Annotated in this window: 18 protein-coding genes; 11 read left to right on the plus strand and 7 right to left on the minus strand. The window is 69.1% G+C overall.

Translation table 11 applies throughout. The features are described from left to right. The first annotated feature begins 242 nt into the window (after nucleotides 1–242). From AC1DK4_RS24580 to AC1DK4_RS24610, 7 genes are all read left to right on the plus strand, one after another. On the plus strand, nucleotides 243–1451 hold the full coding sequence (locus AC1DK4_RS24580; protein ID WP_477131837.1) for a phosphoglycerate kinase: 1209 nt from the start codon (nucleotides 243–245) through the stop codon (nucleotides 1449–1451). A gap of 173 nt (nucleotides 1452–1624) precedes the next feature. Further along, nucleotides 1625–3061: a pyruvate kinase gene (gene pyk, locus AC1DK4_RS24585; protein ID WP_441621501.1), complete on the plus strand. Its 1437-nt coding sequence runs from the start codon at nucleotides 1625–1627 to the stop codon at nucleotides 3059–3061. A 107-nt stretch (nucleotides 3062–3168) separates the two neighbouring features. Then, the gene (fba, locus tag AC1DK4_RS24590; protein ID WP_441621503.1) at nucleotides 3169–4233 is read left to right on the plus strand and encodes a class II fructose-bisphosphate aldolase; all 1065 of its coding nucleotides are present in this window, start codon (nucleotides 3169–3171) and stop codon (nucleotides 4231–4233) included. Between the two features lie 149 nt (nucleotides 4234–4382). After that, nucleotides 4383–5291 carry a phosphoribosylaminoimidazolesuccinocarboxamide synthase gene (locus AC1DK4_RS24595; RefSeq protein WP_441621505.1) on the plus strand — a complete coding sequence of 303 codons (909 nt, stop codon included), beginning with the start codon at nucleotides 4383–4385 and terminating at the stop codon, nucleotides 5289–5291. Between the two features lie 130 nt (nucleotides 5292–5421). Continuing rightward, entirely contained in the window at nucleotides 5422–5919 is a 498-nt protein-coding gene (gene purE / locus AC1DK4_RS24600; RefSeq protein WP_441643544.1) for a 5-(carboxyamino)imidazole ribonucleotide mutase, read from the plus strand. A 59-nt stretch (nucleotides 5920–5978) separates the two neighbouring features. Continuing rightward, entirely contained in the window at nucleotides 5979–7223 is a 1245-nt protein-coding gene (locus AC1DK4_RS24605; protein ID WP_441643545.1) for a 5-(carboxyamino)imidazole ribonucleotide synthase, read from the plus strand. 54 nt (nucleotides 7224–7277) lie between these two features. Next, on the plus strand, nucleotides 7278–8261 hold the full coding sequence (locus AC1DK4_RS24610) for an L-threonylcarbamoyladenylate synthase (RefSeq protein ID WP_441621511.1): 984 nt from the start codon (nucleotides 7278–7280) through the stop codon (nucleotides 8259–8261). 134 nt (nucleotides 8262–8395) lie between these two features. Here the strand turns inward: AC1DK4_RS24610 and dacB are convergent, their stop codons facing one another. From dacB to AC1DK4_RS24635, 5 genes are all read right to left on the minus strand, one after another. Further along, nucleotides 8396–9958, minus strand: a complete 1563-nt coding sequence (dacB, locus tag AC1DK4_RS24615; RefSeq protein WP_441621513.1) for a D-alanyl-D-alanine carboxypeptidase/D-alanyl-D-alanine endopeptidase — start codon at nucleotides 9956–9958, stop codon at nucleotides 8396–8398. A gap of 38 nt (nucleotides 9959–9996) precedes the next feature. Beyond that, nucleotides 9997–10575 carry a MarR family winged helix-turn-helix transcriptional regulator gene (locus AC1DK4_RS24620; protein WP_441621514.1) on the minus strand — a complete coding sequence of 193 codons (579 nt, stop codon included), beginning with the start codon at nucleotides 10573–10575 and terminating at the stop codon, nucleotides 9997–9999. A 42-nt stretch (nucleotides 10576–10617) separates the two neighbouring features. Next, nucleotides 10618–11151, minus strand: a complete 534-nt coding sequence (locus AC1DK4_RS24625) for a DUF3237 domain-containing protein (RefSeq protein WP_441621516.1) — start codon at nucleotides 11149–11151, stop codon at nucleotides 10618–10620. Beyond that, nucleotides 11148–12287: an ABC transporter substrate-binding protein gene (locus tag AC1DK4_RS24630; protein WP_441621538.1), complete on the minus strand. Its 1140-nt coding sequence runs from the start codon at nucleotides 12285–12287 to the stop codon at nucleotides 11148–11150. The genes AC1DK4_RS24625 and AC1DK4_RS24630 overlap by 4 nt, the downstream gene beginning before the upstream one ends. A 170-nt stretch (nucleotides 12288–12457) precedes the next feature. Continuing rightward, nucleotides 12458–13738 carry a flavin-dependent oxidoreductase gene (locus AC1DK4_RS24635; RefSeq protein ID WP_441621518.1) on the minus strand — a complete coding sequence of 427 codons (1281 nt, stop codon included), beginning with the start codon at nucleotides 13736–13738 and terminating at the stop codon, nucleotides 12458–12460. A gap of 311 nt (nucleotides 13739–14049) precedes the next feature. Between AC1DK4_RS24635 and AC1DK4_RS24640 the strand changes: the two genes are divergently transcribed. Next, nucleotides 14050–14259 (plus strand): hypothetical protein, encoded by a 210-nt coding sequence (locus tag AC1DK4_RS24640; RefSeq protein WP_441621520.1) that lies wholly within the window; start codon nucleotides 14050–14052, stop codon nucleotides 14257–14259. 101 nt (nucleotides 14260–14360) lie between these two features. On the opposite strand, the gene AC1DK4_RS24645 is transcribed toward AC1DK4_RS24640, so the two are convergent. Then, entirely contained in the window at nucleotides 14361–14822 is a 462-nt protein-coding gene (locus AC1DK4_RS24645) for a PACE efflux transporter (protein WP_441621522.1), read from the minus strand. Nucleotides 14823–14948: 126 nt separating this feature from the next. Between AC1DK4_RS24645 and AC1DK4_RS24650 the strand changes: the two genes are divergently transcribed. Beyond that, nucleotides 14949–15893: a LysR family transcriptional regulator gene (locus AC1DK4_RS24650; protein WP_441621524.1), complete on the plus strand. Its 945-nt coding sequence runs from the start codon at nucleotides 14949–14951 to the stop codon at nucleotides 15891–15893. Nucleotides 15894–15906: 13 nt separating this feature from the next. On the opposite strand, the gene AC1DK4_RS24655 is transcribed toward AC1DK4_RS24650, so the two are convergent. Next, nucleotides 15907–16887, minus strand: a complete 981-nt coding sequence (locus AC1DK4_RS24655) for a Bug family tripartite tricarboxylate transporter substrate binding protein (RefSeq protein WP_477131838.1) — start codon at nucleotides 16885–16887, stop codon at nucleotides 15907–15909. Between the two features lie 172 nt (nucleotides 16888–17059). On the opposite strand from AC1DK4_RS24655, the gene AC1DK4_RS24660 reads away from it, so the two are divergent. Both AC1DK4_RS24660 and AC1DK4_RS24665 read left to right on the plus strand, forming a co-directional pair. Beyond that, nucleotides 17060–17761: a response regulator gene (locus AC1DK4_RS24660; protein ID WP_441621528.1), complete on the plus strand. Its 702-nt coding sequence runs from the start codon at nucleotides 17060–17062 to the stop codon at nucleotides 17759–17761. Then, nucleotides 17754–19181, plus strand: coding sequence for a sensor histidine kinase (locus tag AC1DK4_RS24665; protein WP_441621530.1), 1428 nt, complete (start codon nucleotides 17754–17756; stop codon nucleotides 19179–19181). The genes AC1DK4_RS24660 and AC1DK4_RS24665 overlap by 8 nt, the downstream gene beginning before the upstream one ends. Nucleotides 19182–19185: the final 4 nt, after the last annotated feature.

Raw genomic sequence — 19185 nt, forward strand, 5'->3', positions numbered from 1 at the left:
CTATGTTCGTGCAAGCATAACTTCTCTGCCCATTGCACGCTTTTGCGCAGAGTACGAGACAGGCGCGGATTGTTTCACCCCACTTAGCGGGGGTGCGTTGCAAGGAAGCGGCAGCTTTGGGGCCAAATGTGCCGGATGACTAACCCGGAGCATGGCGCGCAAGGTGGGCAAACGCGCAAATCGGCTGTTGCGATCAGGTAAAATGCCGAATTTCCCCGATTTCTGCTCTCTTCCTCTTCGCCATGACCTCTGTGCTGCGTCTCTCCGACCTCATCTCCGAAGGCAAAATTGCCGGCAAGCGTGTCTTTATCCGCGCCGACCTGAACGTGCCGCAGGACGACGCAGGCAATATCACCGAAGACACCCGCATCCGCGCCTCGGTGCCGGCCATCGAGGCCTGCCTCGCGGCGGGCGCCGCCGTGATGGTGACCTCGCACCTGGGCCGCCCGACCGAGGGCGAGTTCAAGCCCGAGGATTCGCTGGCGCCGGTGGCCGTGCGCTTGTCCGAGCTGCTCGGCAAGCCGGTCAGGCTGGTGCAGAACTGGGTCGACGGCACCGGCGAGGTGAGCCAGGTCAAGCCCGGCGAAGTGGTGCTGCTGGAAAACTGCCGCGTCAACAAGGGCGAGAAGAAGAACAGCGACGAGCTGGCGCAGAAGATGGCCAAGCTGTGCGATGTCTATGTGAACGACGCCTTCGGCACCGCGCACCGCGCCGAAGCCACCACCCACGGCATCGCCAAGTACGCGCCCATCGCCTGCGCCGGCCCGCTGCTGGCCGCCGAGATCGACGCGCTGGGCAAGGCGCTGGGCCAGCCGGCGCGTCCGCTGGTGGCCATCGTCGCCGGTTCCAAGGTGTCSACCAAGCTGACCATCCTSAAGWCGCTGGCKGMCAAGGTCGACMAMCTGRTCGTCGGCGGSGGCATYGCCAAYACSTTCATGCTGGCSGCCGGSCTSAAGATCGGCAAGTCGCTGGCSGAGGCCGACCTGGTCGGCGACGCGCGCGCCATCATCGACATCATGGCTGCCCGCGGCGCCTCGGTGCCCATCCCCGTGGACGTGGTCTGCGCGAAGGAATTCAGCGCGACCGCCGCTGCCACCGTCAAGGATGCGAATGACGTGGCCGACGACGACATGATCCTCGACATCGGCCCCAAGACCGCGCAGATGCTGGCCGACCAGCTCAAGGCCGCCGGCACCATCGTGTGGAATGGCCCGGTCGGCGTGTTCGAGTTCGACCAGTTCAGCAATGGCACGCAGGTGCTGGCGCAAGCCATCGCCGAGTCCAAGGCGTTTTCCATCGCCGGCGGCGGCGACACGCTGGCTGCCATCGCCAAGTACGGCATCGCCGACCGCGTGGGCTATATCTCTACCGGCGGCGGCGCATTCCTGGAATTCCTCGAAGGCAAGAAGCTGCCCGCCTTCGAAGTGCTGGAACAGCGCGCAGCGGGCTGAGATGCAGGCTTCGCGCGGCATGGCCGGCGGCGCATGCTGTCCGGGATGAGCGGTCCGCCGCGGGCCGTCGCGGCGCAAGGCACCGGCCTGGCGCCGGCGCTACCGGGCTCGCAGGATGCAGGCCGCGCCGGCTTCGCCGGACGGCGGCGCACAACCACAAGGAAAACGTGTTCATGACCCGCTCGACAAAGATCGTCGCCACCATCGGTCCCGCCTCCAGCACGCTGGAGGTCCTCACGCGCATGATCTCGGCCGGGGTCGATGTAGTGCGCCTGAACTTCTCCCACGGCAAGGCCGAGGACCATATCGAGCGCGCGCAGCTGGTGCGCCAGGCGGCCCAGGCCTGCGGCCGCGAGGTGGCCATCATGGCGGACCTGCAAGGCCCCAAGATCCGCGTGGGCAAGTTCGAGCACGGCAAGGTCACGCTCAAGCCCGGCGACCCCTTCATCCTCGACGCGACCTGCTCGCTGGGCAACCAAGAGCGCGCCGGCCTCGACTACGAAGACCTGCCGCGCGACGTGGGCCCGGGCGACCTGCTGCTGCTCAACGACGGACTGATCGTGCTGGTGGTGGTCCGCGTGTTCGGCCACGAGATCTTCACCACGGTGAAGATCGGCGGCGAGCTGTCCAACAACAAGGGCATCAACCGCCAGGGCGGCGGGCTGTCGGCGCCGGCGCTGACCGCCAAGGACATGGAGGACATCAAGACCGCCATGGCGCTGGGCGCGGACTATGTCGCGGTGAGCTTCCCGAAGAACGCCACCGACATGGAAATGGCGCGCCAGCTGGCCGCCGTGGCCGGCCAGCCGCACCAGCACAAGACCCGCATGATCGCCAAGATCGAGCGCGCAGAGGCGATCCGCCCGGGCGTGCTGGAAGAGATCCTGCAGGCCTCCGACGGCATCATGGTGGCGCGCGGCGACCTGGCCGTGGAAGTGGGCAATGCCGCCGTGCCGGCGCTGCAGAAGCGCATGATCCGGCTGGCGCGCGAAGCCAACAAGCTGACCATCACCGCCACCCAGATGATGGAGAGCATGATCGTCAACCCGGTGCCGACGCGCGCCGAGGTGTCCGACGTGGCCAACGCCGTGCTGGACGGCACCGACGCCGTGATGCTGTCGGCCGAGACCGCCGCCGGTCGCTATCCCGTGGAAACCGTCGAAGCCATGGCCGCGGTGTGCGTGGAGGCCGAGAAATCCGAGGTGGTCCAGCTCGACACCGATTTCCTGAACCAGACCTTCGCCCGCATCGACCAGTCGATCGCCATGGGCGCGTTGTTCACGGCCTATCATTTGCAGGTGAAGGCCATCGCCGCGCTGACCGATTCCGGCGCCACCGCGCTCTGGATGAGCCGGCACCGCATTCACGTGCCGATCTACGCCATGACGCCCAACCTGGCGTCGCAGCGCAAGATGCAGCTCTACCGCAACGTCGTGGCGCTGCCGCTGGAAGCCAGCACCGACCGCGACACCGCGCTGGAGCAGGCCGAGGAACTGCTGCTGGCGCGCGGCGTGGTGCAGCGCGGTGACTTCATCGTGCTCACCATCGGCGAGCCGATGGGGCAGCCCGGTGGCACCAATACGCTGAAGATCGTCAGGGTTGGCGCCTGATGCCGGGATGTGTGCCTTGCCGTCCAGAGCTGCAGGCGCGTGCCAGCGACAATTCGAAAGACATAAAGAAATACCGAGACACCCCATTCTTTCTTTAGGAGTTTGACATGCCACTCGTATCGATGCGCCAGCTGCTCGACCACGCCGCCGAAAACGGCTACGGTCTGCCTGCCTTCAACGTCAACAACCTGGAACAGGTTCAGGCCATCATGCAGGCCGCCGACGAAGTCAACGCGCCGGTGATCATGCAGGCCTCGGCGGGCGCGCGCAAGTATGCGGGCGAGCACTTCCTGCGCCACCTGATCGAAGCCGCAGTGGAAGCCTACCCGCATATCCCGGTGGTGATGCACCAGGACCACGGCCAGTCGCCGGCGATCTGCCAGGCCGCCATCGACCTGGGCTTCTCCTCGGTGATGATGGACGGCTCGCTGCGCGAAGACGGCAAGACCCCGTCGGACTATGAGTACAACATCGACGTGACCCGCAAGGTGGTGCAGCTCTCGCACGCCATCGGCGTCACCGTGGAAGGCGAACTCGGCTGCCTGGGCTCGCTCGAGACCGGCGAAGCCGGCGAGGAAGACGGCATCGGCGCCGAAGGCAAGCTGGACCACTCCATGCTGCTGACCGACCCCGAGCAGGCCGCCGACTTCGTCAAGGCCACCCAGCTCGACGCGCTGGCCATCGCCATCGGCACCTCGCACGGCGCCTACAAGTTCACCCGCAAGCCCACCGGCGACATCCTGGCGATCGGCCGCATCAAGGAAATCCACGCCCGCATCCCCAACACCCACCTGGTGATGCACGGCTCGTCCTCGGTGCCGCAGGAACTGCTCGAGGAAATCCGCCAGTTCGGCGGCGACATGAAGGAAACCTACGGCGTGCCCGTCGAGGAAATCCAGGAAGCCATCAAGTTCGGCGTGCGCAAGATCAATATCGACACCGATATCCGCCTGGCCATGACCGGCGCGATCCGCCGCTTCTTCGCCGAGAACCCGGGCAAGTTCGACCCGCGCGAATACCTCAAGCCGGCCCGCGAAGCCGCCAAGCTGGTCTGCAAGGCGCGCTACATCGCCTTCGGCTGCGAAGGCCAGGCTTCGAAGATCAAGCCGGTCGCGCTCGAAGCGATCGCCCAGCAGTACAAGTCGGGCGCGCTGGCGCAGGTCGTGCAGTGACCTTGCAGTAAATCGCAGTCCGTGCCGCCGGCCCGCCGGCGGCACCACCGTATGCCCCTGAGTCCCTGCCCAGGCCCCCGTAGCGGGGGCCGGCGGGGACGACGCTTTTCCAGGCCGTGCGCCTAGCTCCGCGTTTTTTCGGAACCACCATGTCCAACGCCCTTTACCAGTCCTCCATCACCTCGCTGCCGCTGCTCGGCCACGGCAAGGTCCGCGACAACTACGCCGTCGGCGAAGACAAGTTGCTGATCGTCACCTCCGACCGCCTGTCGGCCTTCGACGTCATCCTGGGCGAGCCGATTCCCGGCAAGGGCCGCGTGCTCAACCAGATGGCCAATTTCTGGTTCAAGAAGCTGGCCCATATCGTGCCGAACCACGAGACCGACGTCAGCGCAGAAAGCGTGGTGAGCCCGGCCGAAGTCGAACAGGTGAAGGGCCGCGCCGTGGTGGTCAAGCGTCTCAAGCCGATCCTGGTGGAGGCCGTGGTGCGCGGCTACCTGGCCGGCAGCGGCTGGAAGGACTACCAGGCCACCGGCAGCGTGTGCGGCATCAAGCTGCCCGCCGGCCTGCAGAACGCGCAGAAGCTGCCCGAGCCGATCTTCACCCCGGCCGCCAAGGCCGAGATGGGCGAGCACGACGAGAACATCTCCTTCGGCGAAGTCGAGACCCGCATCGGCGTGGACCTGGCGCGCCGGATGCGCGAGATCTCCATCCGCCTGTACAAGGAAGCGGCCGAGTACGCTGCCACGCGCGGCATCATCATCGCCGACACCAAGTTCGAGTTCGGCCTGGACGAAGACGGCACGCTGACGCTGATGGACGAAGTGCTGACGGCCGATTCCTCGCGCTTCTGGCCGGCGGATTCGTACCAGGTCGGCACCAACCCGCCGTCGTTCGACAAGCAGTTCGTGCGCGACTGGCTCGAGTCCGTGCGCATCGACGGCAAGCCCTGGCCCAAGACCGCCCCGGCGCCCAAGCTGCCCGACGACGTGATCGAGAAGACCGCCGCCAAGTACCGCGAGGCGCTGACGCGCCTAACCGGCGAGGAACTGCAGTAATGACCCGCGCGGGTCCCGCCTGCGTGGGCCGGACTTGCAAGATGTTGGCTCCGCCCGCCCCCGTAGCGGGAGAGCGGAGGCCACCGCCGCGGGGCGCAAGCCGGCGGCGGGGATTCATAAGGATTTGAACGTGAGCAATACAGTCAAGCCGCTGGTCGGCGTCGTGATGGGCAGCAGTTCCGACTGGGACGTGATGCAGAACGCAGTGGCCATGCTGAAGGATTTCGGCGTGGCCTTCGAGGCGCGCGTGGTGTCCGCCCACCGCATGGCCGACGAGATGTTCGAGTACGCCGCCACCGCGCGCGCGCGCGGCCTGCGTGCCATCATCGCCGGCGCCGGTGGCGCCGCGCACCTGCCAGGCATGATCGCCGCCAAGACCATCGTGCCGGTGTTCGGCGTGCCGGTGCCCTCCAAGTACCTGCGCGGCGAGGATTCGCTGCTGTCGATCGTGCAGATGCCCAAGGGCGTGCCGGTCGCCACCTTCGCCATCGGCGAGGCCGGTGCCGCCAATGCCGCGCTGCACGCCATCGCCACGCTGGCCACCACCGACGACGCGCTGGCCGCCGCGCTCGAAGCGTTCCGCGCGAAGCAGACCGAAGCCGCGCGCGCCATGACGCTGCCGGTGTAAGCGCCGCACGTCCACGCTGCCCGAGCCAGCCCAGCCCCGTTTTACCGCAAAAGAGCGCCATGCCTACCGACATCCATCCCTACCTGGTCGAAGCCCACACGCCCGAGTCGCGTGCCGAGTTCGGCCTCGACAATCCCGGTGCGCCGGTACTGCCCGGCGCCTGGCTCGGCGTGCTCGGCGGCGGCCAGCTCGGCCGCATGTTCGCGCAGGCCGCGCAGTCCATGGGCTACAAGGTCTGCGTGCTCGACCCGGACCAGGACAGCCCGGCCGGCACCATCGCCGAGAAGCACATCTGCGCGCCTTATACCGACGAGGCGGCGCTGGCCGAGATGGCTCGCCTGTGCCCGGCGGTGACCACCGAGTTCGAGAACGTGCCCTCGCTCTCGCTGGACCGGCTCGAGCAGCTCGGTGCCTTCGTCGCGCCGCGCGGCTACTGCGTGTCGATCGCGCAGAACCGCATCGGCGAGAAGAAGTTCTTCGCGTTGTGCGCCGAGCGCACCGGCGTGCCCACCGCGCCGCACTGGGTGATCCAGCACGATGCCGACGTCGACCAGCTGCCCGAGGAACTGCTGCCCGGCATCCTCAAGACCGCGCGCATGGGCTACGACGGCAAGGGCCAGGCCCGCGTGAAGACCCGCGAAGACGTGCGTGCCGCGTGGCGCGCCATGCAGCACGTGCCCTGCGTGCTGGAGAAGATGCTGCCGCTGGCCTACGAAGTCTCCGTGCTGGCCGCGCGCGCCGCCGACGGCAGCACCGCTACCTGGCCGCTGGCCGAGAACGTGCACCGCGACGGCATCCTGTTCGCCACCACCATGCCGTCGACCAGCGTCTCCGACGAGATCGCCGATCGCGCGCGTGCCGCTGCCGCCACCATCGCCACCGAGATGGGCTATGTGGGCGTGCTGTGCATCGAGTTCTTCGTGCTGACGGACGGCTCGCTGGTCGCCAACGAAATGGCGCCGCGCCCGCACAACTCCGGCCACATCACCATGGATGCGTGCGAGACCAGCCAGTTCGAGCAGCAGGTGCGCGCCATGGCACGCCTGCCGCTGGGCAGCACGCGCCAGCACTCCGCCGGCAAGATGCTCAACCTGCTCGGCGACGCCTGGTTCGAGTTCGGCCTGGAGCGTACGCCGGCCTGGGACGAAGTGCTGGGCCAGGCAGGCGCCAAGCTCCACCTCTACGGCAAGAACGACGCCCGCCCCTCGCGCAAGATGGGCCACGTCAACTGCGTGGGSGGCGAGGCTGCCGATGCCGCGCGCGCCTTCGACACCGCCTTGAAGGCGCTCCATATCGAGCCCTGACCGGCCCCCGGCGCGCCCGCCGTCGCGCCTCACCCCCGCCCCAGAGATCCATCGATGTCGCGCATGCCTACCCCCGCCGAACTTGACCAGGCGGTCCAACTGCTGGAAGCCGGCCAGCTGGTCGCCTTTCCCACCGAGACCGTCTACGGCCTCGGCGCCGACGCGGAGAACCCCGAGGCCATCGCCCGCATCTTCGCCGCCAAGGGGCGCCCGTCCAACCATCCCATCATCGTGCACGTGGTGGACGGCGGCGACATCAGCTACTGGGTGGACGACGTGCCGCCGGCCGCGCAGGACCTGATCGACGCGTTCTGGCCCGGCCCGCTCACGCTGATCCTCAAGCGTGCCGCCCATATCCCCGCGGCGGTGGCGGGCGGCCAGGACAGCATCGGCCTGCGCTGCCCCTCGCATCCGGTCGCGCAGGCGCTGCTGTCGCGCTTCAAGCGCGGCCGCGGCGGCATCGCCGCACCGTCGGCCAACAAGTTCGGCCAGGTCAGCCCGACCACGGCCCAGCACGTGCGCGACGAATTCGGCGACAGCGTCTTCGTGCTCGAAGGCGACGGCGTGGAAGTCGGCATCGAATCCACCATCGTCGACCTGTCGCGGCTGGAGCAGGGCATCGGACCGGTATTGCTGCGCCCCGGCGCGATCACGCCGGCGATGATGGCAGGCGTCCTGGGTGCGACGCCCTTGCCGCCGGACGCCGCCGCGCCGCGCGCCTCGGGGACGCTGAAAGCGCATTACGCACCGCATACGCCGCTGGTGTTGTCGTCGATGGCGGACCTGCCCGCGCAACTGGCGAACCTGCCTGCCGGTGCGAAAGTGGCCTGGGTGGGGCGCGAGGCTGCCACCGATCCGCGCTGTACCTGGGTGCCGGCGCCCGCGGATGCCGAGGCCTTTGCGCGCGAGCTGTACCGCCTGTTGCGCAGGCTGGATCGGGAGGGGTACGGACTGCTGGCGGTTGAGGCCCTGCCGGCCGGGCACGAGTGGGATGGGGTGAGGGACCGGTTGCAGCGGGCCGCCGCGGCGTTCAACTGATCCCGGGCACTTGAGCTGACTTTCCGCCCGGCGCCGCAAGCCTCACCGTCACCGCCTGGCTTGAAAGCCAGGACAGCTTCAAAGGCAGCGATGCCTTGAAGCTGTCTTTGACTTCAGCCCGGAAGCGCGAAACCTCAGGGCGCTCCCTGATAGACCCACTGCAACAACGCATCGTGCGCCTGCTGCCCGGCAGAAGCATTCGCATGATTGATATAGCTCACCACCACATACCGGTCGCCATTCAAGGCATCCACATACCCCGCCAGCGCACGCACGTCCGCCAGCGTGCCGGTCTTCATGTAGGCATTGCCGGCAGCGCCCGCGCGGGTGAGGCGGTTGCGCAGGGTGCCGTCCACGCCCAGGATCGGCAGTGAATCGATCAGCACCGGCCCCACATCGCTGGCCAGCGCCTGCTGCAACAGCCGCGACATATCGTAGGCGCTGATGCGCTCTTCGCGCGACAGGCCCGAGCCGTTGTCCAGCACCAGGCCTGGCATGTCCAGGCCCTGCCGGCCCAGCCAGCGCTGCACTACCTTGGCCGAGCGCGCGGTGCTGGCGGGACCGCTGCGGTCGATCTCGGCGCCGATGGTCAGGTACAGCTGGCGCGCCATCACGTTGTTCGAATACTTGTTGATGTCGCGCACGATCTCCGACAGCGGCTGGCCGTAGTGGCGCGCCAGCAGGAAGGACCCGCGCGGCGCGCGGCCCATGCGTAGGGCGGGCTGGTGGGTGAAGCGGCCGCCCGCGAGCTGCCATTCGGCGACAAAGCCGCCCCAGGCGAACTCGTTGTGCGAGAGCGTGGCGATATTGACCACGTGCTCGCCGCAGTCGGCTGCATAGCTGCCGTCGAAGGAGGCCAGCACGGTACCGTCCGGCTGCGGCGTGACCATCGGGTTGGCGTGCGCGCGCCAGTCGCCGCATTTGCCGTGCGACAGCGCGAGGCGGTTGTCGAGCTTGAGCTGGGCCAGCGCCGGCGTGACCGAAACCGCCACGGTCTGGCTGGCGGCATCGGGGGTGAGGGTGAAGGACAGCGTCTTGAACGCATACAGCAGCGCATCGGGGCTGACGTTGTAGGCGCGCTGGGTTTCGCCGTCGATGGTGTTGCCGTTGTCGATGGCCGCGTCGAAGAAGCTGCGGTCCAGCACCAGGTCGCCGTTGATGGTGGTGGCGCCCGCGGTGCGCGCCGAGGCGACCAGCTTGGCCATCTCCTCGGGCACCAGCTTGGGATCGCCCTGGCCGCGCAGGTAGACGTTGCCGTTGACGGTGCCGTCGGCGCCGGGCTGGCTGTCGGCGTAGAGCGAAGTCTGCCAGCGGTAGGCGGGCCCCAGCAACTGCAGCCCGGCGAAGGTGGTGACCAGCTTCATGGTCGACGCGGGGTTCATCGGCGCCTGCGCGTTCCAGCTCGCGCGCGGTGCCTGCGCCCCGACCTTGATCACATAGAAGCTGGTGGATGCCGCGGGGATATGGGCGCGCTTGAGCGCGGCCATCACGCCGGCCGGCAGGCCCGAGCGCGCGGCGGCGGGCTCGGCGGCTTCACTGCCGGCGTGCCTGGTGGTTGCGGCGGCAGCGTGGGCGGCCTTGGCCTTGGCGGTCTTTGCCGTGGCGGCCGGCAGGCCGTTGACGAATAGCAGCGCCGCGGCGCAAAGCGGCAGCAGGCGGCGAAGAAGTGGGGAGGGGCGTTTCTGCATGGTGCCCATGTTAACGCATGGACATGGCGCCGCGGATGACGCCGTTTTCAGATTTCCGCGAGGCCGCCCGCTTGCGCGGCGGCGGCGCCACCGGGCGGCGCCAGCTGGCCGAGCAGCGCACGCAGCGTGTCTTGCTGCTCCGCGCTCAGGGCCGCCGCCACGCGCGCATCGTGCTCGCACACGGCCGCGGTGGCGGCTTCCAGCGTGCGACGCCCGCCCGGGGTCAGCACCAGGCTGTAGGCGCGGCGGTCGTGCGGGGCCGGGCGGCGCGCCACCAGCTTCATGTCTTCCAGCGCATCGACCAGCAGTACCGCGCCGGAGCGCGCGATGCCGAGTATGCGTGCCAGCTCGGTCAGCTTGAGATGGGGGTTGCGCGCGATGATCACCAGCGCGGAAAAGCGCGGCGGCGTGATGTTCCACTGCGCCAGCGACTGCACGAAGTCTTCGTAGATGCGGATCTGCGCGCGGCGGATGGCGTAGCCCACCAGTCTATCGAGCACGCCGTAGTCGATGTCGGCCACGTGCGGGTCGAAGCCGGCGGCGGCATCGGTGCCGCCACCCGGGCTGGCGGGATCAGGGGCGAGGGCTTCGCGGCTGCGGCGCGGGCGCGCCTTGGCTGTGTTCATGGGGCTGCGTCGGTGTGGAAGTCCAGGATTGCGGCCGGCATCTCATACCACGCGAAAATACCGCATTTCGACCCGGTCGGGGTAGCGTGCGCCGGTGGCGACGAACAGGTGCTGCATCAGCCAGCCGTAGCCCGGCGCCGCCGTTTCGAAGCGCGGCGCGGTGCGGAAGTAGACCAGGCCAGGATCGATGAGCTCGCCGGCAGCCAGGCGCGCGATCAGCCCGGCGGGGCCGCTGCGCACGCCGGCATTGACGATGTAGATGCGGGCGCCGTCGTCGGTCTCCAGCACATAGCGCGCTTCGATATCGGCCACGCTGACGGCGTCGCCATTGTCGCCTTTGTCGCCTTTGTCGCCATCATGGCGGACCAGCTGGAAGTCCGCGCCGCCGGGCAGGATGCGGCCTTGCAGGCGCGGCCCGGTGACGACGCCGTCGAGGATGGGGATCACGCGGCGGTTGCCGAGCGCGCTGACGCCGACCTCGGTGGCCGGGGCCAGCCGGAAGCGGAAATCCGCGACATGTTCGAGCGTGGGGGCCGGCAGCGCCAGCGCGCCGGCGGCAGCAGCGGGCGCCGTCATTTCAGCAGCTTCCAGTTGCCGTTGTCGGTGGTCAGCATGACGCGCCCGCGCGTGTCGAAGCCGAAGTGGTCCTGTGCCGTGTAGTTCAGCACGCCGTGCGAGACCACGATATCGCGCTCGCTTTCCAGCGCCGTCTTGAGCGCGCGGCGGAACTCGGGCGTGCCCGGCCTGGCCCGCTTGAGCGCCGCCGGCACGATCCGCTGCAGCACCAGGCCCGCATCGTAGGGATGGGCGCCGAACTGGGTGCGGCTGTCCGGCCCGAACTGCTTTTCGTAGCGGCCCACATAGTCGAGGCCCGGCTTCTTGACCGCCGCGCTGTCCGCCAGCTGCTCGGCGACGATGACCGGGCCGGCCGGCAGGATGGAGCCGTTGACGGCCTTGCCGCCGATGCGGATCAGGTCCTTGGTGGCCGCGCCATGCGTGTGATAGACCGGCCCGGTGTAGCCGCGCTCGCGCAGCGCGGTATGCGGCAGCGCCGCGCCGGTGCCCGCGCCGGCGATCAGCACGGCATCGGGGCGCGCGGCAATCAGCTTGAGCGTCTGCGCCGTGACGCTGGTGTCCGAGCGGGCATAGCGCTCGGTAGCGACGAGGCGGATGCCGCGCGCGGTGGCGGCCGTGGTGAATTCCTTGAGCCAGGTTTCGCCGTAGGCGTCGGCAAAGCCGATGAAGGCGACGGTCTTGACGCCCCTGGCATGCGCCGCATCCGCCACGGCTTCGGCCATCAGCCTGACGGGCTGCGCCAGGCGATAAGTCCATTCGCCGTGTCCGGGCTTGAGTTCGATCGGCGAGAAGGCCAGCTGCACGGTCTGGCTTTCGTCGGCGACCTCGGCGATGGCGATGGACGGCGCCACCGCGGACGAGCCGAGGATGATGTCGACCTTGTCCTCGCTGACGAAGCGGCGCGCCACCTTGGTGGCCTGGGTAGGGTCGGAGGCGTCGTCCAGCACCACGTAGCGGATCTTCTCGCCGCCGATGGCGTCCGGCAGCAAGGGCATGCTGTTCTTCTGCGGGATGCCAAGCGACGCCGACGGCCCGGTCGACGAAATGCTGACGCCGACGGTCACCTCGGCCAGCGCGGGCGCCGCGCCAAGCGTGGCGAGGGTGGCGAGGGTGGCGGCAAGGCTTGCAGCCGCCACGCTATGGCGGCGGAACGCGGTTGCATTGGCGAAGCGGCAAAAGCTGGGGCGCGGCACGGTGTCTCCCTCTCTCATTTTCTCTGGCGATGGCGCCGGCTGTTCACGGCCGGTCGCGGGTGGGCATGATTTGACGAACGACGATGCCGGCGGACCGGCGGCGAGCGGACGCGCTAGCGCGGCGGCAGCTGCAGCGACTGGCGGTCGAAGCCGGCCAGCTGCTTGTAGCGCTGCGCGATGCCTTCGAGCTCCGCGCGCGGGATCACCGTCTCGATATCGCTGAAGCCTTGCGGCGCGCGCTGCTCGGCCAGCTGCATGACCTGCTCGGGGCCGTTGAGGCGGTTGCGCAGCACGATGGCGGCGGTGCGCGGCAGCCGTTCGGCCTCGTACTCGCGCAGCGCGTAGCCGGCGCCGGACTTGTCGTGCGGCGCGCCGTTGGCCAGCAGGCAGTCGGTCAGGTAGCGCGCATCGAGGATGGCCTGCGCGCTGCCGTTGGAGCCGATCGGATACATCGGGTGCGCGGCATCGCCCAGCAAGGTCACGCGGTCGAAGGTCCAGCGCGGCAGCGGATCCTTGTCCACCATCGGAAATTCATAGATGGCCTGCGCGCCGTCGATCAGCGCGGGAATGTCGATCCAGTCCCAGCGCCAGCCGGCAAAGGCGGCGGCGAACACGGACTTGTCCACCTGCTTGTTCCAGTCGCTGCGCGGTGGCGTATCGGAGACGTGGTCGGGCACGCGCAGCTCGGCGATCCAGTTGACCAGCGAGCGGCCTTCGCGGCGCAGCGGCCCGGAGATCGGGTAGGCCACGAACTTCTGGTCCTGGTGGCCGGCCATGAACATCGCGCTGCCGTCGAGATACGGTGGCGCCTCGCTCACGGCGCGCCACAGCGTGCGGCGCGAGAAGCGTGGCGCGTCGCCGTGCGGGTAGAAATGGCGGCGTACCGCGGAATGGATGCCGTCGGCGCCCACCAGCACATCGGCCTGCGCGGCGATCACGGCGTTGTCGCTGCGGCGGCGCAGCGTGAAGGTGACCGGTTCGCCGGCGGCGGCGCCGGTGCTGGTCACCGTTTCGAAGGCGTGGCCCGCATGCACGCGATGCGCGCCCAGGCGCTCGATCGCGGTACGGTAGAGCAGCATCTGGAACTCGCCGCGATGGATGGAAAACTGCGGCAGCTCGTAGCCGGCGGCGAGGCCGCGCGGCTCGTGCCAGATGCGCTGGCCGAGCTTGTTGTAGTAGGACAGCGACGAAGTCGGTACGGCGAGCTCCGCGATGGCGTCGCGCAGGCCGAGCTCGGCCAGCTCGCGCACCGCGTGCGGCAGCAGGTTGATGCCCACGCCGAGCGGGCGCATGGTCTCGCTGGCTTCCCAGACCTCGGCCTCGATGCCGTGGCGGTGGCACAGCAGTGCCAGCGTCAGGCCGCCGATGCCGCCGCCGGCTATCGCGATCTTCATGGTGTTGTCTCCATCGCTTTTGTCGTGGCTTGCCGCGTGTCCGTGCACGGCGGAGGGCAAGCCGCAGATTTGTTATGGAGTATAACTAAATGGCGGCGCGCTTCAAGCATGCGGCGATGGGGGATAACCCGTGAGAGCAGGGCGCACGCCGTCCCGCCCCATCCTCGGCCGGGTCACTTGTGGGAATCGTCCGACAGGAGGTTCGGCCTGGGCCCGCTCCCGAAGTGCTTTGCGCGACGCCATACTTGGTGCATGAGACGCGCCCGGCTCCCTTGCCCGGCGCCCACGCAAATCCAGAAAGGAGCCCCACCATGCGTACCCTGACCCTGACACTTGTGCTGGCCACCCTGCTGAGCGCGGCGGGTTGTGCCGACATCACCCCCAAGCAGCGCAATACGGCAATCGGTGCAGGCGTCGGCGGCGTAGCCGGCGCGGCGCTGATCGGCGGCCCGGCCGCGACCCTCGGCGGTGCCGCGCTGGGCGGCGTGGTGGGTAACGTGGCGACGCCGGAGCGCCACTGAGCCTCCCCGGCCTTGCATGCCGGGTGCATACCGGCTGCGTGCCGGACAATAAAAAACGGATGCCGCCGGCATCCGTTTTTCTTGTCGTGCCGCGCCTGGCCTTAGCGGCTGCACGGCTCCGCCAGCACCGCCGGCTTTTGGCTTGCCGCGGTCTTGCCGACCGGGAACACGGTGTCGTAGGCCCAGTTGTAGATAAACGCATAGACCACATAGAACGCCGCCACGGCGATATCCATGACGAAGGCGTCGAACAGGCTCATGTCGAGGTACCACGACACCAGCGGCAGGAACACCACGAGCAGGCCTGCCTCGAACAGGATCGCGTGAAGCACGCGCACCGCCACGGGTTTGCGCAGCTGTCCGGTGAACCGCAGCATGGCCTTGTCGAACAGCAGGTTGTAGAGATAGTTCCAGCCGGCGGCGATGACCGAGGCGACCACGGCGATGACGCCCATCTGGTGCAGGGCGAAGCCGAACACCAGGCTGGCGAGCGGCGCGAAGATAAACAGGCCGATGACTTCGAAGCCGATGGTGTGGCGAATCCGGTCCTTTGTCGTACGCATGATCCTTCCTGTGTGACAACACGATGGAGGCCATTCTATCTGGATTACGATGATGGTAAAGTTGGTATCCATCGCTTTAACAGATAGATTGTCGCCCTCCGGTCTGGTGGCGGCCGGGAGCATCACATGAGCCTTTCCCTCGAACAGTTGCAGGCCTTCGCCGCCGCCGCCGAATGCGGCTCTTTCTCGGCCGCCGCGCGCCGGCTCGGCAAGGCGCAGTCGGTGGTCAGCGCGGCCGTCTCCAATCTGGAGATCGACCTCGGCAACCAGCTGTTCGACCGCAGCGCGCGCTATCCCGTGCTGACCGCCGCCGGCGAGCGCCTGCTGGCCGAGGCGCGCGTGATCCTGGAGCGCTGCGAGCACTTCCGCGGGGTGGCCAAGAGCCTGGGCGAGGGTGTGGAAAGCCGTCTGGTGCTGGCGGTGGACGAGCTGTATCCGGAGGAGACGCTGGGCGTGATGCTCGAAGAGTTCTCGACGCGCTTCCCGGCGGTCGAGCTGGAACTGCTGTTCCCGCTGATGGAGGATGTCAGCCGCCTGGTGCTGGAAGGCAGCGCGGACCTCGGCCTGATGTGGCGCCAGGAAGTGCTGCCGCCCGAGCTGGGCTTTCGCGCGCTGGGCTGGGTGCCGATGCAGATCATCTGCGCGCCGGATCATCCGCTGGCCGACCAGCGCGTGGGCTGGGAGGAGCTCAAGCGCTACCGCCAGCTCATGGTGGCCGTGCGCAGCAGCGACAGCGAGGAGAAAAAGCGCCTGCGCGTGGCGGCCGAGGTGTGGTGGGTGGAAAGCCAGTGGGTGATCGTAGAACTGGTCAAGCGGCGCCTTGGCTGGGCCTTCGTGCCGTGGCACGTGGCGGCCAATTCGCCGGCGGCGGCGCAACTGGTGTCCCCGGTGCTGGAATTCGACGACCAGGACTGGCCGGTGGCGATGGAACTGGTGTGGCACAAGCAGCGGCCGCTCGGCAAGGCCGCCACCTGGCTCAAGGAACGCGTGAGCAAGCAGCCGCTGCCGCGTCCCGCCGGCGATGCCGCCCGTGCCGCCCATGCCGCGCAAGCCCCAGGCGCCGCGCCATGAGCGTACCGCGCCGCTAGCGCACCAGGCCGAACTCCTTGGCCAGCGTGCCGTAGCGCTGCACGGTGCGCTTGACGTAGGCATCGAGCGCGGCGGCATCCATGTCGGCGGGATAGAGGCCTTGCTCGGCGCGCAGGCGGGCAAAGGCCGGGCTGGCCTGCAGGCGCTCGAAGCGCGCCGCCCAGCGTGCGTAGTCGGCCTGCGCCACCTTCGGCCCCATGTAGAAGCCGCGCACGACCGGCCAGTCGATGTCGTAGCCTTGCTCGCGCGCGGTGGGCACGGCGGCCAGCGTGCCGGGCAGGCGCCGCTCCGCCAGTACCGCGAGGATGCGGATGTCGCACATGGCCAGCTGCATTGTTGCTTCGGATGCATCGCCGGAGACGGCCTGCACCTGGCCGGCCCGCAGCGCCGTAAAGGCCTCGCCGCCGCCCTCGAAGCCCACGAAGCGCATGCGCTTGTAGCCCACCCCGGCCTGGCGCGCCAGCAGCGCGGCCTTCATCCAGTCCTGGTTGCCGATGGTGCCGCCGGCGCCGAACAGGACCTGGTCCGGATCCGACCTGAGCGCCGCCACCAGATCCTTCAAGGTCTTGTAGGGCGAATCGGCGCGTACCGCGACCACGCCGTAGTCGGTGGCCAGCGCGCCGACCCAGCGCACGTCCGCTGCGCCATACTTGCCGAACTTGCCTTCGGCCAGCGCCAGCAGCGAGCCGCTAGAAAAGGCGACGATGGTGTCCGGCTCGGCGGGGCGCTGGGCCACCACGCTGTTATAGGCTACCGCGCCGATGCCGCCCGGCATGTAGGCCAGGCGCATCGGCTGCCCGGTCATGCCGGCCTCCAGCAGCGCGCGCTGCGCCAGCTTGCAGGTCAGGTCGAAGCCGCCGCCGGGCTTGGCGGGCACGATGCACTCCGGCGCGGCGGCGCTCGCCCCGAACGCGCAGGAAGCGGCAAGCGCCAGCGCGGCGCGCGCCAGGTGCAAGGCTGCCGGGAAGGGCTTCATCGGGTCTCCTCGGGTGCGGCCGCCCTCCGTGTGGCGGATGCCGGGCGGAATCCTCCCGCCAGAACCGGACGGTGCTGGCAGAAGGTGCAAAATTCAGGCATGTTAGCGGCGCGCGAGCCCGAAGGCCAGCGGGTCCGCATGACAACAAGATCAGGCAGGAGGAGGGATTTCCGTGAGAGTGCTACTGGTCGAGGACCATGACGAACTGGCCACCTGGGTGACGCAGGCGCTGCGCGCCATGCATTTCACCGTGGAGCGCGCCGCCGACGCGGCCAGCGCCGAATCGCTGCTGTTCAGCACGCACGCCGGCGCGGCCGGGGCGGGCGGCATCGACTACGCACTGGTCCTGCTGGACCTCACCCTGCCCGACCGCGACGGGCTGGACCTGCTGGCACGCCTGCGCAAGCGCGGCTGCCGCGTGCCGGTCATGATCCTGACCGCGCGCGGCGAGGTGGGTGATCGTGTCAAGGGCCTGGACCTGGGCGCCGACGACTACATGGCCAAGCCTTTCGACCTCGCCGAGTTCGAGGCGCGCGTCAAGGCGCTGCTGCGGCGCGCGCGGCAGACCGAGGCGCCGCTGGTGATGTGCGGCGGGCTCGGCTTCGATACCGTGGCGCGGCATTTCCAGGTGGGCGGCGTGCCGCTGGCGCTGACGCCGCGCGAGCACGCGGTGCTGGAGATCCTGATGACCCCGCCGGGCAAGACGGTGAGCAAGGACCGCATCTACGCCAGCATCTTCACGCTGGCCGACGAGACCCAGCCCGACGTGATCGAGGTCTACGTGCACCGGCTGCGGCGCAAGCTCGAGGGTTCGGGCGCCGCCATCGTCACCTTGCGCGGGCTTGGCTACGTGCTGGAGCCCGGCGGTGGCTGAGCCGGGCAGGCGCCGGGCGCGTCCCGCCAGCCTGCGCGCGCGCCTGCTCTGGTGGCTGATCCCGCCGATGCTGCTGCTGCAGGCCGTGTACGGCGTGGTGGCTTACTCGAACGCCCTGGCCTCGGCCGACCTGGCCTACGACCGCACCCTGCTGGCGTCGGCGCGCAATATCTCCGAGCGCATCACGCTCACGCCGGAGGGCGTGCGCGTGGATGCGCCCTATATCTCGCTGGACACCTTCGAGGTGGGCATGAACGCCACCATGTTCTATCGCGTGAGCGGCGTGCGCGGCGAATTCGTCTCAGGCTACGACGACCTGCCGCCGTTCGATTCCAGCCAGCCGCGCACCAAGCTCTATCCGGCGCTGGTGAGCTTCTATGACCGCACCTACCGCGGGCAGCCGATCCGCATCGCCGCGCTGCGCCAGCCGGTGATGGACGCCAGCGGCACGCACGGGGGCATGGCGCTGATCGAGGTGGGCGAGACTCTCGATTCGCGCCAGGCGCTCACCCGCAACATCCTGTTCGACGTGCTGTGGGGCCAGGCCATGCTGGTGCTGGCCGTGGTGCTGGTGATCTGGCTGTTCACGCGGCGCGCGCTGGCGCCGCTCGATGCGCTGCGCGCCGAAGTGGCGCGGCGCCAGCCCGGTGCCACCACGCCGCTCCCGCTGGACAGCGCGCCGCGCGAGACCGCGCCGCTGGTGCAGGCGATGAACGGCTACATGGCACGGCTGGAGCAGATGCTGGCTGCGCAGCGCCGCTTTGTCGCCGACGCCGCGCACCAGTTGCGCACGCCGCTGGCGGTGCTGCACACGCAGGCGCAGCTGGCCGCACGCGAGCACGACCCCGCCGAGCAGCGCCGCATCGCCCAGGGCCTGGCCGACAGCACCGCGCGCATGGCCGCGCTGGCCGACCGGCTGCTGTCGATGGCGCGCGCCGCGCACGGCGGCGCCGAAGCGCCGCGCCCGCTGGACCTGGCGGCGTTGCTGTGCGAGGTCTGCCTGGAACTCATGCCGGCGGCGCGCGCGCGCCGCATCGACCTGGGTTTCGAGGGCGAGTGCGCGCAGCCGGTAAGCGGCACCGAGCTGCTGCACGAACTGGCTACCAACCTCGTCGAGAACGCGCTGCGCTACACGCCGGCCGGCGGCGTGGTGACCGCGCGCGTCTATCGCGACGGCGATGCGGTGGTGCTCGAGGTGGAGGATGACGGCCCCGGCATCGCGCCGGCGGAGCGCACCGCGGTGCTGGAGCCGTTCTACCGCGGCAAGCCGGCGCGGGCCGGCGAAGCCGCGCCGGGCGGATCGGGCCTCGGGCTCACCATCGTGCGCGACATTGCCGCCGCGCACGGTGCATCGCTGGTGCTGCTCGATGGTGCGGCAGGCAAGGGACTGCTGGCGCGGGTGTGCTTTCCCGCAGCCTAGGGCG

The organism is Cupriavidus sp. 05N38, assembly GCF_056397345.1.

Bases quoted from the DNA above. Each gene is read 5' to 3' on its own strand.
- AC1DK4_RS24640 (WP_441621520.1), top strand. From the start codon at position 14,050: ATGCGTACCCTGACCCTGACACTTGTGCTGGCCACCCTGCTGAGCGCG.
- pyk (WP_441621501.1), top strand. From the start codon at position 1,625: ATGACCCGCTCGACAAAGATCGTCGCCACCATCGGTCCCGCCTCCAGC.
- AC1DK4_RS24650 (WP_441621524.1), top strand. From the start codon at position 14,949: ATGAGCCTTTCCCTCGAACAGTTGCAGGCCTTCGCCGCCGCCGCCGAA.
- AC1DK4_RS24635 (WP_441621518.1), bottom strand. From the start codon at position 13,738: ATGAAGATCGCGATAGCCGGCGGCGGCATCGGCGGCCTGACGCTGGCA.
- AC1DK4_RS24625 (WP_441621516.1), bottom strand. From the start codon at position 11,151: ATGACGGCGCCCGCTGCTGCCGCCGGCGCGCTGGCGCTGCCGGCCCCC.
- AC1DK4_RS24655 (WP_477131838.1), bottom strand. From the start codon at position 16,887: ATGAAGCCCTTCCCGGCAGCCTTGCACCTGGCGCGCGCCGCGCTGGCG.
- AC1DK4_RS24620 (WP_441621514.1), bottom strand. From the start codon at position 10,575: ATGAACACAGCCAAGGCGCGCCCGCGCCGCAGCCGCGAAGCCCTCGCC.
- AC1DK4_RS24595 (WP_441621505.1), top strand. From the start codon at position 4,383: ATGTCCAACGCCCTTTACCAGTCCTCCATCACCTCGCTGCCGCTGCTC.
- AC1DK4_RS24645 (WP_441621522.1), bottom strand. From the start codon at position 14,822: ATGCGTACGACAAAGGACCGGATTCGCCACACCATCGGCTTCGAAGTC.
- dacB (WP_441621513.1), bottom strand. From the start codon at position 9,958: ATGGGCACCATGCAGAAACGCCCCTCCCCACTTCTTCGCCGCCTGCTG.
- AC1DK4_RS24610 (WP_441621511.1), top strand. From the start codon at position 7,278: ATGTCGCGCATGCCTACCCCCGCCGAACTTGACCAGGCGGTCCAACTG.
- fba (WP_441621503.1), top strand. From the start codon at position 3,169: ATGCCACTCGTATCGATGCGCCAGCTGCTCGACCACGCCGCCGAAAAC.